Source organism: Roseibium sp. (assembly GCF_048261595.1).
In the GTDB taxonomy this organism is placed as follows: Bacteria; Pseudomonadota; Alphaproteobacteria; order Rhizobiales; family Stappiaceae; genus Roseibium.
This window is the reverse complement of sequence record NZ_JBLXFW010000004.1, coordinates 323,817-337,350: the sequence shown is the minus strand read 5'-3', so window position 1 is coordinate 337,350 and position 13,534 is coordinate 323,817. Positions and strand designations below refer to the sequence as shown.

The 13,534-nt window shown below is 60.8% G+C and carries 14 protein-coding genes; 10 read left to right on the top strand and 4 right to left on the bottom strand.

From position 1 onward, the window contains the following. Positions 1-558: 558 nt before the first annotated feature. Entirely contained in the window at positions 559-1,536 is a 978-nt protein-coding gene (locus tag ACN0SY_RS15100; RefSeq protein WP_417688495.1) for a DUF808 domain-containing protein, read from the top strand. A 15-nt stretch (positions 1,537-1,551) separates the two neighbouring features. Here ACN0SY_RS15100 and ACN0SY_RS15095 read toward each other — a convergent pair whose 3' ends face one another. Next, on the bottom strand, positions 1,552-1,947 hold the full coding sequence (locus ACN0SY_RS15095; protein ID WP_417688493.1) for a hypothetical protein: 396 nt from the start codon (positions 1,945-1,947) through the stop codon (positions 1,552-1,554). 205 nt (positions 1,948-2,152) lie between these two features. Between ACN0SY_RS15095 and msrA the strand changes: the two genes are divergently transcribed. Continuing rightward, positions 2,153-2,797, top strand: coding sequence for a peptide-methionine (S)-S-oxide reductase MsrA (msrA, locus tag ACN0SY_RS15090; protein ID WP_417688491.1), 645 nt, complete (start codon positions 2,153-2,155; stop codon positions 2,795-2,797). A gap of 19 nt (positions 2,798-2,816) precedes the next feature. Here msrA and recQ read toward each other — a convergent pair whose 3' ends face one another. Further along, a complete protein-coding gene (recQ, locus tag ACN0SY_RS15085; protein ID WP_417688489.1) occupies positions 2,817-4,691 on the bottom strand; it encodes a DNA helicase RecQ in 1,875 nt (624 codons plus the stop codon). A 95-nt stretch (positions 4,692-4,786) separates the two neighbouring features. Beyond that, positions 4,787-5,167 carry an MAPEG family protein gene (locus ACN0SY_RS15080; RefSeq protein WP_417688487.1) on the bottom strand — a complete coding sequence of 127 codons (381 nt, stop codon included), beginning with the start codon at positions 5,165-5,167 and terminating at the stop codon, positions 4,787-4,789. Positions 5,168-5,302: 135 nt separating this feature from the next. On the opposite strand from ACN0SY_RS15080, the gene ACN0SY_RS15075 reads away from it, so the two are divergent. Together ACN0SY_RS15075 and ACN0SY_RS15070 are read left to right on the top strand one after the other, a co-directional pair. Continuing rightward, positions 5,303-5,653 (top strand): carboxymuconolactone decarboxylase family protein, encoded by a 351-nt coding sequence (locus tag ACN0SY_RS15075; RefSeq protein WP_417688485.1) that lies wholly within the window; start codon positions 5,303-5,305, stop codon positions 5,651-5,653. A 152-nt stretch (positions 5,654-5,805) separates the two neighbouring features. Next, complete coding sequence (locus ACN0SY_RS15070) at positions 5,806-6,243, top strand: low molecular weight phosphatase family protein (RefSeq protein ID WP_417688483.1); 438 nt, start codon at positions 5,806-5,808, stop codon at positions 6,241-6,243. Between the two features lie 63 nt (positions 6,244-6,306). Here ACN0SY_RS15070 and ACN0SY_RS15065 read toward each other — a convergent pair whose 3' ends face one another. Continuing rightward, positions 6,307-6,918 carry a GNAT family N-acetyltransferase gene (locus tag ACN0SY_RS15065; RefSeq protein WP_417688481.1) on the bottom strand — a complete coding sequence of 204 codons (612 nt, stop codon included), beginning with the start codon at positions 6,916-6,918 and terminating at the stop codon, positions 6,307-6,309. Positions 6,919-7,100: 182 nt separating this feature from the next. On the opposite strand from ACN0SY_RS15065, the gene ACN0SY_RS15060 reads away from it, so the two are divergent. The 6 genes from ACN0SY_RS15060 to sucD all read left to right on the top strand — a co-directional run bounded on the left by ACN0SY_RS15060 (position 7,101) and on the right by sucD (position 13,347). Then, positions 7,101-7,622 (top strand): protease inhibitor Inh/omp19 family protein, encoded by a 522-nt coding sequence (locus ACN0SY_RS15060; RefSeq protein WP_417688479.1) that lies wholly within the window; start codon positions 7,101-7,103, stop codon positions 7,620-7,622. Between the two features lie 89 nt (positions 7,623-7,711). Further along, the gene (locus tag ACN0SY_RS15055) at positions 7,712-8,536 is read left to right on the top strand and encodes a hypothetical protein (protein ID WP_417688478.1); all 825 of its coding nucleotides are present in this window, start codon (positions 7,712-7,714) and stop codon (positions 8,534-8,536) included. 335 nt (positions 8,537-8,871) lie between these two features. Further along, positions 8,872-10,026, top strand: a complete 1,155-nt coding sequence (zapE, locus tag ACN0SY_RS15050; RefSeq protein ID WP_417688738.1) for a cell division protein ZapE — start codon at positions 8,872-8,874, stop codon at positions 10,024-10,026. Between the two features lie 174 nt (positions 10,027-10,200). Next, complete coding sequence (mdh, locus tag ACN0SY_RS15045; RefSeq protein ID WP_417688476.1) at positions 10,201-11,163, top strand: malate dehydrogenase; 963 nt, start codon at positions 10,201-10,203, stop codon at positions 11,161-11,163. A gap of 75 nt (positions 11,164-11,238) precedes the next feature. Beyond that, entirely contained in the window at positions 11,239-12,438 is a 1,200-nt protein-coding gene (gene sucC, locus ACN0SY_RS15040; RefSeq protein WP_417672503.1) for an ADP-forming succinate--CoA ligase subunit beta, read from the top strand. Further along, positions 12,439-13,347, top strand: coding sequence for a succinate--CoA ligase subunit alpha (gene sucD, locus ACN0SY_RS15035; protein WP_417672505.1), 909 nt, complete (start codon positions 12,439-12,441; stop codon positions 13,345-13,347). It begins immediately after the preceding gene. Positions 13,348-13,534 lie beyond the last annotated feature (187 nt).

The following is a 13,534-nucleotide window of genomic DNA, read 5'->3' as shown; positions in this document are numbered from 1 at the left end:
TGGACCCCAGCCTTCGCTGGGGTGACAAGTCTGGGCTTGGGGCCAGCCCTTGCCAAAGATGCTTCCGTCACCCCGGACGAAGGCCCAGCCGGAGATCCGGGGCCTACTCGTTCGCAGAGCGGTTAAGGTGAGGAATTGTCGTGCGGCTAACCTGTGTCACAACACGGCAGAGCTTCGGCAAGCGGACCTGCGAGTGGGTCCCGGCTCGCGCTTCGCTTGGCCGGGATGACGGCAGAGGAAGCGGCGTTGCCCTAGGCCAACGCATCGTCATCCTCGGACTTGATGGAGCCTGCCCCTGACCCTCGGGGGGATCCATACCGTGACGTGACCGGGATGGCAGCCGTGTTTGAGGCAATGGCACGGCATGAATGCCATTGTCGAGCCAAGGCAAGACGAAGCAAGGCAAGCTGATGAACCATGGCAGCACCAGGCGCGTAGCGCTTGCCCGATTGAACGGATCCGGTCGTCAGACGTTGTCAAAAAACGACCCGGCGCATTTGGCCTATCGTCAAAGCAAGGTAAGGTCGCCGAAACGGCGGAAATGATTCTGGAGACCCCATGAGCGGATTGCTTGCCCTTCTCGATGATGTTGCGGCCATTGCCAAGGTTGCGGCGGCTTCCGTTGACGATGTGATCGGGCAGGCGGCCAAGGCCGGGTCGAAGGCGGCAGGAGCCGTCATCGACGATGCTGCGGTGACGCCGAAATACGTCTCGGGCTTCCATCCGGCCCGCGAGCTGCCCATCGTCTGGCAGATCGCGCGCGGCTCGCTGAAGAACAAGCTGATCTTCCTGCTGCCCATTGGCCTGCTGCTGAATGAATTCCTGCCCTTTCTCATCACGCCGTTGCTGATGCTGGGCGGCGCCTATCTGTGTTTCGAGGGGGCGGAGAAGATCGTACACATCTTCAGTCCGCACCATGTCGACGCCGACCAGCCCGCCGACCTGATCCAGGATCCGACCCACCTTGAAAAACAGAAGGTTTCAGGCGCGATCAAGACCGACTTCATCCTGTCTGCGGAAATCATGACCATCGCACTGGCGGAAATTCCGGACGGGTCGATCTGGATGGAAGCAGCGACCCTTGCCGTGGTTGCCATCGGCATCACGGTGATGGTCTACGGTTCCGTCGCACTGATCGTGAAGGCGGACGATGTCGGCCTGATGATGGCAAATGAAGGCCGGTTTTCGCTCACGCGGGCCATTGGCCTCGGTATCGTCAAGGCAATGCCAAGCCTGCTGAAAGTCCTGATGACGGTCGGTACTGCCGCCATGCTCTGGGTCGGCGGCTCGATCGTTATTCACGGACTGAAGGAACTGGGGGTCGCGGCCCCCTATGACACCATCCATCACCTGGCCGAAGGGCTGGCCCACGCAGTCGGGACCGCCGAAGGTTTCATGATGTGGCTCGGTACGGCAGCCATGGACGGCGTCGCGGGGCTGGCGCTCGGCCTGATCCTGATCCCGCTCGTCACAAGGATCATCGAACCTGTGTGGGCCATGATCCGTGGCAAGAAGGCAACGGCTGCGGGCCACTGAGGTCCGCCCAACGCCTCATGTCGTCTGCAGCACTTCAAGCAACCGGGTGACGTCGCCATCGCAAACAGCGCTGGCAACAGCAAGAGCTTCGAGGCGGCAGGATTGAGGCCCGGGCGAGAACATCAGGTAGACAGGTTTCGCTAGTACATGCCCGCAGGCGGCCTCCATCAACGTATTGGCGCCGATGTAGCCGCCGATGCCATGCTTTGAATAGTTGGCTATGATCACGGCATCCGACCGTCGGATCTCTTCGAAATAGTCAGTCAGGTAGACCGCCTTTCGTGCGACCGCTTCAGCCTCCGAGGCCTTTGCCCAATCGAATGTGGTTTCCTCACGAACGGGCGTCGCCACGTCGTATCCAGCATTGACGAGCGTGCGGGCGAGAGCCTCCATTTCATCGATGAACGTCATGGAGCCGCAGATGCATAGAGATCGGCGGCCTCTCCGCTCTGGTGACTGGCCGGGCATGGTCCCTCCGAAATAGCTCAATCGGTTGTCGGCGAAACTCCTAGCACAGGTTTGTCACGCTACGGTGTTCTCGCATTCGTGTAGGGTCGTGAGTTGCCTTTCTTCAGTGCTCAGCTAGCAGTAGGGCAGGAAGAGAAGGAGCTCGTCCATGTTCAGATCGCTTGCCCTGTCCGTTGCCCTTGTTGTCGGAGCGGGTCTTGGATCCGTCCCTGCAAATGCCGAAACGGCGATCCTCGCGGGCGGCTGTTTCTGGTGCGTTGAATCGGACCTTGAGGCCGTTCCGGGTGTGCGCGAAGTGGTGTCCGGCTATGCCGGGGGAACGACGCCGAACCCGACTTACAAGAGCTATGAAAAGGGCGGCCACCGGGAAGTGGTGCAGGTCGATTTCGACGAGACAAAGCTTAGCTACCGGGACCTCGTCGACATTTTCCTGCGCACGGTCGACGTGACGGATGCGGGCGGCCAGTTCTGCGACCGCGGCCATGCCTATTCCACGGCCATCTATCCGTTGACCGATGCCCAGGCAAAGGCGGCTAGGGCCGCAATCGCCGACGGTGAAAAGGCGTTGGGCCGGAAGATCGTTACCCCTGTCGAGAGTGCGGCCCTGTTCTGGCCGGCGGAAGACTATCACCAAGGCTATTATCTCAGCGGCAAGCGCACGTTGACCCGCTTTGGCTATGTCACCCGATCCACCGCCTACAAGGGCTATCGCGGCGCTTGCGGCCGCGATGTCACGGTGAAGAAGGTCTGGGGCGCAGAGGCCTACAAGGGCATCCCCAAGCCCGGGTCTTGAGGTTGGAGGGCGGCCCCAGTCAAACGCCAGCCTCGAAGGCCTCCACGACCTCGATGAACTCGCGGCCGTATTTCTCTAGCTTGCTCTGGCCAACGCCCGAGACTTCAAGGAGCGCCATGTAGGTTCCCGGTCGGGCCTTGGCGATGCCGGCCAGCGTTGCGTCCGGAAACACAACGTAGGGCGGCACTTCGTTCTCGCGGGCGATCTGGGTTCGAAGGCGGCGCAGGCGTTCGAACAGCAGACGATCCTCCGGATCGAGTTCATCTGCGAGCTGTGCGGAGCGCTCGCCGCGGGTCTTTTTCAAGCTGGCGGCCGCCCGGTCCTTCCTGAGGGGTACGGTCTTCTCGCCGCGGAAGACTGCCCGGGCATCCTCGGTCAGGACAAGAGCGCCGAAATTGGCGTGGTCCACATCGACGAGACCGGCCGCCACCAGCTGGCGGGCGACCGACTGCCAGACCTTCTGGGAATGTTCCTGGCCGATGCCGTAGACCGACAACTTGTCGTGGCCGAAGCGGGTGATCTTGTCGGTTTCCTTGCCGAGCAGCACGTCGACGATGTGACCTGCGCCGAACCTTTGCTCCGTGCGGTAGACGGTGGACATGAACTTTTGCGCCGCTTCCGTGCCGTCCCAGGTTTCCACCGGCGACAGACAGGTATCGCAGTTGCCGCAAGGCTTCGGGTAGGTCTCGCCGAAATGGGCCAGAAGCGCCTGCCGGCGGCAGCCGGAGGTTTCGCAGATTCCGAGCAGTGCGTTGAGCTTGGCGTTCTCCGCCCGCTTGATCTCGTCTGGCGCATCGCCTTCGGAGATCATGCGTCGGCGCTGGACCATGTCGGCCATGCCATAGGCCATCCAGGCTTCCGAGGGAGCGCCGTCACGGCCCGCACGGCCGGTTTCCTGGTAATAGGCTTCGACGGACGAGGGCAGGTCCAGATGAGCGACGAACCGCACATCCGGCTTGTCGATGCCCATGCCGAAGGCAACCGTGGCGACAAGGCAAAGCCCTTCCTCGAGCAGGAAGACGTCCTGGTTGGCCGCGCGCACCTCAGCCGGAAGACCTGCATGATAGGGCAGGGCGCGCACGCCCTTGGCGTTCAGCCATTCTGCAATGTCTTCGACCTTGTTGCGCGACAGGCAGTAGACGATGCCACTCTCGTCCTTGTGGCGGGCCAGGAAATCGAGAAGTTGCTGGCGCTGGTTGGTGCGCTCGACGATTTCGTAGCGAATGTTCGGCCGGTCGAAGCTGGTCGAGAAGACCTCTGCCTTGTCCAGCTGCAGCCGGGCGATGATGTCCTCGCGGGTATGCGGATCGGCGGTCGCGGTCAGGGCGACCCGCGGAACGCCCGGATATCGGTGCCCAAGCGCGGCAAGGGACAGGTATTCGGGCCGGAAATCGTGACCCCACTGGCTGACGCAGTGCGCCTCGTCGATGGCAAAGAGCGCAATCTCCAGCGTGTCGAGGAACCGGCGGAAGCCTTCGGTGGCCAGCCGTTCCGGAGTCACGTAGAGCAGCTTCAGAGCACCGCTCCGCGCCTTCTCGCGCACTGCATCCTGTTCTTCAGGCGACAGGGAGGAATTGAGAGCTGCCGCCTCGACGCCGGCGCCGACAAGCGCACCGACCTGATCTTTCATCAGCGCGATCAGGGGCGAAATGACTATGCCTATGCCGGGCCTGCACAGGGCCGGTATCTGATAGCACAGAGACTTGCCCGCCCCCGTCGGGAACAGGACGACCGCATCGCCGCCCGCAACCAGAGTGTCGATGACTTCCCGCTGCTTGCCTCGAAAATCCGGATAGCCGAAGACGCTTTGCAGCACCTCCTGCGGGTTCGCGGGCTGTTGGGCGGAAAGACTCTGGTCCTGTGCGCTGGCCGAAAGCGGCTGCGATGCGAGCATGTGCGGCTGATTCCCTGATTCGCCGCAGTTTCGCTTATTCGCGGGCCCCGGGCAAATACAAGCCTGTGGACGGTGCTAGAGGCGTCTGCGAATGATCATACGCTCCAAAGCGGGCTCGTGAAAATGCCGATGATGGAGAAGACCGACGCGCCCCAGGCGAGGGACCGTGGCGTGGCCCGATCGGTGTAGTAGCAGAAGATGAAGATCAGCCGCAGGCCGATGAACAGCACGGCCAGCTTATCGATCCATTCCACCGAGCCGCCCTGCCACAGACCGACAATCACGGCCACTGCGAAAAACGGAAAGGCTTCGAAACCGTTCTGCTCAGCCGCCTTCGCCCGGGCGCGGAAGCCGCTCTTCCAGTAGCCCGGATCGCGCGGGTTGGCGTTGTCGAAATCCTTGTTCAGCTTCGCCGGAAAAACCGTGATCATCGGCAGAATGGCGGCAATCAGGATGCACCAGATGGCAGTCGGCATGAAACGCAGTCCTCTTCACAGTGATTTCGGCGGTGGGGACAGGCGGAAAGAATAGTTTCACTTGAGTGAAATCAACGCGAACCTCTTTCGCCCCCGGTACGGAAAACGCCATAGACACACTCGTGGAGAGAGTAAATGGCCGTATCCGATTGGCAAGCCTTCATTACCCAGACCGATCACCGCATGGGAGAACTTCGCTCCGGCATTCCGGGCGTCACCAAGGGGTTCCACGAGATCGCTCGCTCCGCGATCAAGGAAGGTGTTCTGGATTCCAAGACAAAGGAGCTGATTGCCCTCGCAATCGGTATCACCGCGCGCTGCGACGGTTGTCTTGCCTATCATGCCAAGGCCGCCGCAAAATATGGTGCCACGCGCGAGGAGGTGATGGAGACAATCGGCGTCGCCGTTTACATGGGCGGAGGGCCGTCGATGATCTACGGGGCGGAAGCTCTTGCTGCATTTGATGTTTTTTCAGGGAACGAGTGATCCGGGACAGCGTTTGTGATCCGGGCCATGCAGTCAGGGACGCCAGCTCCCGACCGCGGCTGCATCTTTGCCAAACGTCACAACCCCGTTGCAGGACGGGGTTAGACCGAGCGCATGACGGCCCGAATCAATGAATGAATCGGAGAGTTGACGTGCACGAGATCACTGTTCTGTTCGTATGTCCCGACAATGGCCTGTTGAGCCCGCTGGCCGAGGCCTATGTCAACGCGAAGGGTCTTGGCTTCGTTCGTGCCTTTTCGGCCGGCATGAAGCAGAGAGCCGCGATTCATCCCGGCGTACGCCGGCTACTGGCTGAAACCGGGATCCGTGCGGAAGCCCTGGAGCCGAAGACAATCGACGTTTTCCAGATGCCTATGGCACCGCGGCCGGACATGGTGGTGTTTCTCGGCGGTGTGGAAATCGCGCCTTTGCCGCCGGAGTGGCAGGGCAGCGTTTCCGTGGTGCATCTGCCGCTTGAGCCGCGTGCTGAGGGAAATGCCTTGCAGCAGCATCGGGAGGCGTTTCAGCGTATCCGCGCATTCGCCGACCAGGAATTGCTTGGCGATTTCGACGAAAACATCGCCGCTTGACCAGCGGAAGGGGAAGGCGGCCGAAAGTCGCCTCCCTCGTCAGTCTGGGGACATCAACTCAGTTCAACTTTGTGCAAGCGGGCCGGGGACCTGCGGCAGATGGCGTGCGAGCCATGCCCGCAAGCGTTGGCCTGGCCCGGGTCTGGGCGGCGAGAGATGGCCGATCACGTCTCCTGCCTGGAAGGTCATGTCGGCAGCGAACTTTCGGGCCAGCGCCTGCATGTGCCGGTTGGTCGCAAGGCAGTTGATGTAGATGTGGCTGTTGCCGCGACGGCGGGCTTCCTGCAGCAGGAGATCCATCAGCCGGGTTCCGATGCCCTGGCGCCGCCAATCGGTTTCCACACAAAAAGCAGCTTCCGAAGCGTCGTCTGCTCCAAGGGTTCTCAGCTCTGAAGTGCCGCGCACAACACCATCTTCGATGTAGGCGTAGATCACGGTATCGAGCGTGAAAGAGGTTTCGACGTAGTTGCGAAGGAAAGCATCTGTCGCATGCATGGCAAAGCGATTGCGCCGGGTTTCCGGGTCCAGCCGAAGCAGGTGGTCGCGGAACAGATGCTTCTCGGTCCCGTTCAAACGCCTGATTTCACCCGCGCCGAAAACGCGATCAGCCTTTTTCCCGCCCTGCTCAGTAACGAACAGGCCGAACAGATTCTGCAATGATAATGGAAGCTGCATGGAGCGCTCCTGAATGACAAAAACTGTCCTCCCGGCGCTCCCCCAAGCGCTGAAGGACATATATCAGTCGCATTCGTCCTGATTCAATAGGATCAGGTCTTAGACTTCGGTAGGACTTTGCCTTTCTGAGCGCTCCTGCGCTAAGAAGAAGCAGTTCGCGGCGGAACGAGGAATGATTCGATATGAAACGTGGATTGGCGGTAACGCTGGCGCTCACTTGTGCAGTCGTTGTGACCGGATGCCAAAGGCTGTCCGGAAGCCGGAATTATGCAGCTCCACTTCCGGCGACACCGACGACAGCGGTTGGTCAAGCCGAACTGCAGCCGCTTGACCCGCTTGCTCCTGTCGGCGCGGCCTCCGTGGATGGCGCCCAGGGAACCGATCTGGCGGCCGCTTCTGCTCCCGAGCCTACGGGCGCACTCGAGATCGGCCGCAGTGACATGGCAGGCGGCTGGAAGATTTCCTCGGCGGGCGACAACTGCATGGCCTTCATGGCGCTGACGACCTGGTCCGGAGGCTACCGTGCCAATACCCGCGGCTGCGCGACGCCTCTTCTGTCCGGTGTCTCTGCGTGGGACCTCAATGGCAAGCAGGTAAGTCTGAAGGACGGTAGCGGAAATGTCGTTGCACAGCTTTATGCGACCTCTGCCGAACAGTTCAGCGGGCAGACGTCAGCGGGTTCGCCAATCACTCTATACCGTTAGCGGATGCGTGGTTTAAACAACCTTAGGTAAAATTGACTGGATCTTTCGCGTCTTGGGTGTAAACTCTCTTCTGGCTTTAGGAGGGGTTCATGTCCAAATACGATCCGCTGCGAGAACACTTGGCTCATCTCGATGACGTTGTCTGGGCCGCCAAATTGGTCGACCTGGAAGCGATCCTCGGGTCCGATCTTCCCAAAAGCGCTCGTGAGCACCGAACATGGTGGGCAAACTCCGGCGGCAGCCTCGTTCATCAGAATGCATGGCTCGACGCCGGGTGGCGGGTGGAGCGCACGGATCTTCCGCGTGACGTTGTCGTCTTCCGCCGACTGCGGATCGGCGGCACGGCGCTGGCACAAAGCCAGGACACCGCCACTCGCCACAAGTCGGAAAGCCGGAGGGCCGGTGAGGGCGCCTTGGCCAGGGTGATGCCCGATCTGCGCCAGCCGGTTACGGTGACCTTGCGCGCCGAATGGACCCCTATTGGCGAGGTGCACAAGTTGCCGTGCTCTAGCGCCACCATCCCGGCAGGATGCGGTATCGTGCGGATCGTCTTTCAGCGACAGGGTGTCACCAATGTCATCCTTGTCGACACGGAAGCAGTGCAGCCCTTCTATCGTTCCCTGCGGCTGGATCTGAAATCCGCAGGTGAGTTGAACGAACCTCCTGTGGCGAATGACAACGGGGCCGACGCGTCTGACGCTTCGGCCGGGAACGGGGTTCTAAAGAAGCTCGGCCTGCTCCCCAATGAGCCGATGGAAGTCGACGTCGTGCAGGCGGGCAATGCCTGGCTCTTGACCGACGGACGCGGCCGCAAGGCGGATCTGGAGCTTCCGGAAGAGCGCGCGCTCGTGGCTCAACTGCTTCTCCTGCAGGCGCGCCAGAGCGCCCTGAAAGCGCGTCTGGTCAAGAGATGACCCAGGCACAAACCGCGGTTCCGGCAAGACTTCCCTGATCCGGAGGCAGGTCTGGTGGAATCGCACGGGTGCGCCCGATCGTGATTTTTTGATCATGAGCCAAGGAATGGCGCCACGATCGGTCAAATTGTTGTCCGAAGCCGTCTTTTCGTGCCTCTTCTGTGTGCAAATAAACCTTTTAAATGGATTTTACCGTTACTTCGGCAGCTCAAGACTGTTTCCGATGCTTGCATCTTGATTGGTTTGACCTTATGCGAGCGGCGGGGCGACAGTTTGGCGCACCCTGATGTTCAGGGGCGCGGACGAAATGTCAAAAACGGAGCGCCGAAGTGGAAGTGGAACTGCCGGTCAGTCGGGCTCTTCAAAGCCGATATGAGGCATTGGTATCCTCCGGGGACATCAGCGAGGATCCAATACAGTTGGATATCGTTCGACGCCTCGACCGCCTCAACACTGACCTTTCGCAGCTTCGCCTCGCATCCAAGAAAAGTTCCCTCGGTTGGCTCTTCGGCCGCAACAAGAAGAACCTGCCGACAGTGCGCGGGCTTTATGTCTGGGGCGGTGTTGGCCGTGGCAAGACCATGCTCATGGACCTGTTCATGGAAGTGGCCGTGGTCAAGCGCAAGCGCCGGGCGCATTTCCATGAGTTCATGGCCGAGACCCATGACCGCATTCATGCCTATCGTCAGGCGCTCAAGCGCGGCGAGGTGAAGGGCGATGATCCGATCCCGCCGGTCGCCCAGCAGATTGCCGATGAAACCCGGCTTCTGTGTTTCGACGAGTTCTCCGTAACCGATATTGCCGATGCGATGATCCTCGGCCGGCTGTTCACCCAGTTGTTCTCGCTCGGGGTGATCGTGGTGGCGACATCGAATGTCGATCCCAAGGACCTCTATCGCGACGGGCTCAACCGTCAGCTGTTCCTGCCCTTCGTTGCGCTGCTGCAGGAGCATGTCGACGTGGTGATGCTCGACAGCCCGACCGATTACCGTCTGGAAAAGCTCGGTGGCGCTCCGGTCTATGTGACCCCGCTTGGTCCGCAGGCGAATGGCCAGATGGACGAGCTGTGGCGCAAGCTGACACATGGGGTCGCGCCGCACGCCGAAGAACTGGAGAACAAGGGGCGCAAGATCCCCGTTCGCGCAGCCGCCGCGGGTGCAGCACGGTTCACTTTCGACGACCTTTGCATGCAGCCGCTTGGCGCAGCCGATTACCTGCGCATTGCCCATGCCTACGGAACGGTGTTCCTGGAAGGTGTGCCGGTCATGAGCAAGGCGCGACGCAACGAAGCCAAGCGCTTCATCAATCTCATCGACGCACTCTACGACAATGGCATCAAGCTCGTGATCTCGGCTGAAGCCGAGCCGACCGGGTTGTACGTCGCCGAGGGCGGTACGGAAGCATTCGAGTTCGATCGCACGGTGTCCCGTCTCATCGAGATGAGATCGGAGGCATACCTCGCGGGAGAAGAAACGCGCTTACGCGCATAGGTATGCATTCCCTATAGGTCACTTAGTGACGCGGGAGTGTTGGTCAAATGTTTGGCTCAGGAGCGCAATAATCTTTTGGTTAGCTTGCGCGGGGCCAACAAAGGGAGTAGTGCCATCCGCAGTCATCAGCGGATGACATGAGGTTCCATCTTACGTAAAGGGAAACTTTCGGATATGGCGCGGAACAAGATTGCTTTGATCGGCTCTGGTCAGATCGGCGGTACGCTCGCTCATCTTGCTGGCTTGAAGGAACTGGGGGACATCGTTCTCTTCGACATCGCGGAAGGTACCCCGCAGGGTAAGGCGCTCGACCTCGCCGAATCTTCCCCGGTCGACGGTTTCGACGCAAAGCTGGCCGGCGCAAACGACTATGCAGCCATCGAAGGCTCCGACGTCGTCATCGTGACCGCGGGCGTTCCGCGCAAGCCGGGCATGAGCCGCGACGACCTCCTCGAGATCAACCTGAAGGTCATGGAGCAGGTCGGTGCCGGCATCGCCAAATACGCTCCGAACGCTTTCGTTATCTGCATCACCAACCCGCTCGACGCGATGGTCTGGGCCCTGCAGAAGTTCTCCGGTCTGCCGAAGAACAAGGTCGTCGGCATGGCCGGCGTTCTGGACAGCGCCCGTTTCCGCTACTTCCTGGCGGAAGAATTCAACGTTTCCGTTGAAGACGTCACCGCATTCGTTCTCGGCGGCCACGGCGACACCATGGTGCCGCTGACCCGCTACTCCACCGTTGCCGGCATCCCGCTCACCGACCTGGTCAAGATGGGCTGGCTCACCGCCGATCGTCTCGAAGAGATCGTTCAGCGTACTCGTGACGGCGGCGCGGAAATCGTCGGCCTGCTGAAGACCGGCTCTGCCTTCTACGCACCGGCTTCCTCTGCCATCGCAATGGCGGAAAGCTACCTGAAGGACAAGAAGCGCGTCCTGCCGTGCGCTGCAGCTCTCGACGGCCAGTATGGCCTGAAGGACACCTATGTCGGCGTACCGGTCGTCATCGGCGCCGAAGGTGTCGAGCGCGTCATCGAGATCGACATGAACTCCGATGAAAAGGCGATGTTCGACAAGTCCGTCGCTTCCGTCGACGGTCTCGTCGACGCCTGCAAGAAGATCCAGCCGGCGCTCGCATAAGGCAGGCGCTGCCGCATCCTTTCAAGATGACCGTCGCCCCTTCCCGGCGGCGGTCCTCCGAAACGGGGGAAACAGATGAACATCCATGAATATCAGGCCAAGGCGGTACTGAAGGAATATGGTGCGCCGGTCGCGGAAGGCGTTGCCATCTTCTCCGCCGACGAGGCAGAAGCCGCAGCAAAGAAGCTTCCCGGACCGCTCTGGGTCGTGAAGTCCCAGATCCACGCAGGTGGTCGCGGCAAGGGCAAGTTCAAGGAACTCGGCCCTGACGCAAAGGGCGGCGTCCGCCTTGCCTTCTCGCTGGAAGACGTCATCAAGAACGCCAAGGAAATGCTCGGCAACACCCTTGTCACCGCCCAGACCGGCGATGCTGGCAAGGTCGTCAACCGTCTTTACATCGAAGACGGCGCCGACATCGAGCGCGAGCTGTACCTCTCCATCCTGGTAGACCGTTCCGTCGGCCGCCCGGCATTCGTTGTTTCCACCGAAGGTGGCATGGACATTGAAGCCGTTGCCCACGACACCCCGGAAAAGATCGTCACCCTGCCGATCGATCCGGAAACCGGCGTCACCGACGCCGATGCCACCCAGCTTTGCGACGCCCTGGAACTGTCCGGTGCAGCGCGCGAAGACGGCATGAAGCTGTTCCCGATCCTCTACAAGGCGTTCATCGAGAAGGACATGAGCCTTCTTGAGATCAACCCGCTGATCGTCATGAAGGACGGCCGCGTGCGCGTTCTCGACGCCAAGGTTTCCTTTGACGGCAACGCCCTGTTCCGTCACCCGGAAATCATGGAACTGCGTGACGAGACCGAGGAAGACGCCAAGGAAATCGAAGCGTCCAAGCACGATCTCGCCTACGTTGCTCTCGACGGTGACATCGGCTGCATGGTCAACGGCGCCGGCCTGGCCATGGCGACCATGGACATCATCAAGCTCTACGGCGCAGAGCCGGCCAACTTCCTCGACGTCGGTGGCGGCGCCACCAAGGAGAAGGTGACGGCAGCGTTCAAGATCATCACTTCCGATCCGAACGTGAAGGGCATCCTGGTCAACATCTTCGGCGGCATCATGCGCTGTGACGTCATCGCTGAAGGCGTGATCGCAGCCGTCAAGGAAGTCGGTCTGCAGGTTCCGCTCGTTGTCCGCCTCGAAGGCACCAACGTCGAACTCGGCAAGAAGCTGATCAACGAAAGCGGTCTGAACGTGATCGCCGCCGATGATCTCGACGACGCCGCCCAGAAGATCGTGAAAGCCGTTAAGGGGGGCGCGTAAATGTCGATCCTCGTCAATAAAGACACGAAAATCATCGTTCAGGGCCTGACCGGCAAGACCGGTACGTTCCACACGGAACAGGCGCTGCAGTACTACGGCACCCAGATGGTTGCCGGCGTGCATCCGAAGAAGGGCGGCGAAAGCTGGACCTCCGGACTTGATGCCGACGCCAAGCTTCCGATCTTCGCCTCCGTCGGCGAAGCGAAGGAAGCGACCGGCGCCGATGCGTCCGTGATCTACGTTCCGCCGGCAGGCGCGGGCGCTGCGATCATCGAAGCCATCGAAGCGGAAATCCCGTTCATTGTCTGCATCACCGAGGGCATCCCGGTTGCCGACATGGTCAAGGTCAAGGCGAAGCTTGAAAAGTCCAAGTCCCGTCTCCTCGGCCCGAACTGCCCGGGTATCCTGACCCCTGAAGAATGCAAGATCGGCATCATGCCGGGCTCCATCTTCAAGAAGGGCTCCGTCGGCGTCGTTTCGCGCTCCGGCACGCTGACCTACGAAGCAGTGTTCCAGACCTCCAACGCCGGCCTTGGTCAGACCACGGCTGTCGGCATCGGCGGCGACCCGGTCAAGGGTACCGAGTTCATCGACGTCCTGGAAATGTTCCTCGCAGACGACGAAACCCAGTCGATCATCATGATCGGCGAAATCGGTGGTTCCGCTGAAGAAGAAGCGGCGCAGTTCCTGATCGACGAAGCCAAGAAGGGCCGCAAGAAGCCGATGGCCGGCTTCATCGCAGGCCGTACTGCGCCTCCGGGCCGTACCATGGGTCACGCCGGTGCCGTGATCTCCGGCGGCAAGGGCGGAGCAGAAGACAAGATCGCTGCCATGGAAGCGGCTGGCATCAAGGTCAGCCCGTCCCCGGCAAAGCTCGGCGAAACCCTTCTCGAAGTATTGAAGGGTTAATGAGACCGATTATGCTGGTTCCGGCACGTAAATTGTTTACGTTTCGGTAGGCATAGTGACGCGATACGGTCAAGACGCCCGAAAATCGGGTGCCTTGACCGGTAAATATGAGGGGGTCGGTGATCTCATCGGCCTGAAAAGGAACCTTAGGCCGGGCTCGTGTGGGTCCGCCTTGAAGAACAAGGGC

What these genes read in the sequence shown, in the direction of transcription:
- ACN0SY_RS15100 (WP_417688495.1), top strand. Translation starts at nt 559, where the DNA reads ATGAGCGGATTGCTTGCCCTTCTCGATGATGTTGCGGCCATTGCCAAG.
- ACN0SY_RS15095 (WP_417688493.1), bottom strand. Translation starts at nt 1,947, where the DNA reads ATGACGTTCATCGATGAAATGGAGGCTCTCGCCCGCACGCTCGTCAAT.
- msrA (WP_417688491.1), top strand. Translation starts at nt 2,153, where the DNA reads ATGTTCAGATCGCTTGCCCTGTCCGTTGCCCTTGTTGTCGGAGCGGGT.
- recQ (WP_417688489.1), bottom strand. Translation starts at nt 4,691, where the DNA reads ATGCTCGCATCGCAGCCGCTTTCGGCCAGCGCACAGGACCAGAGTCTT.
- ACN0SY_RS15080 (WP_417688487.1), bottom strand. Translation starts at nt 5,167, where the DNA reads ATGCCGACTGCCATCTGGTGCATCCTGATTGCCGCCATTCTGCCGATG.
- ACN0SY_RS15075 (WP_417688485.1), top strand. Translation starts at nt 5,303, where the DNA reads ATGGCCGTATCCGATTGGCAAGCCTTCATTACCCAGACCGATCACCGC.
- ACN0SY_RS15065 (WP_417688481.1), bottom strand. Translation starts at nt 6,918, where the DNA reads ATGCAGCTTCCATTATCATTGCAGAATCTGTTCGGCCTGTTCGTTACT.
- ACN0SY_RS15060 (WP_417688479.1), top strand. Translation starts at nt 7,101, where the DNA reads ATGAAACGTGGATTGGCGGTAACGCTGGCGCTCACTTGTGCAGTCGTT.
- ACN0SY_RS15055 (WP_417688478.1), top strand. Translation starts at nt 7,712, where the DNA reads ATGTCCAAATACGATCCGCTGCGAGAACACTTGGCTCATCTCGATGAC.
- mdh (WP_417688476.1), top strand. Translation starts at nt 10,201, where the DNA reads ATGGCGCGGAACAAGATTGCTTTGATCGGCTCTGGTCAGATCGGCGGT.
- sucC (WP_417672503.1), top strand. Translation starts at nt 11,239, where the DNA reads ATGAACATCCATGAATATCAGGCCAAGGCGGTACTGAAGGAATATGGT.
- sucD (WP_417672505.1), top strand. Translation starts at nt 12,439, where the DNA reads ATGTCGATCCTCGTCAATAAAGACACGAAAATCATCGTTCAGGGCCTG.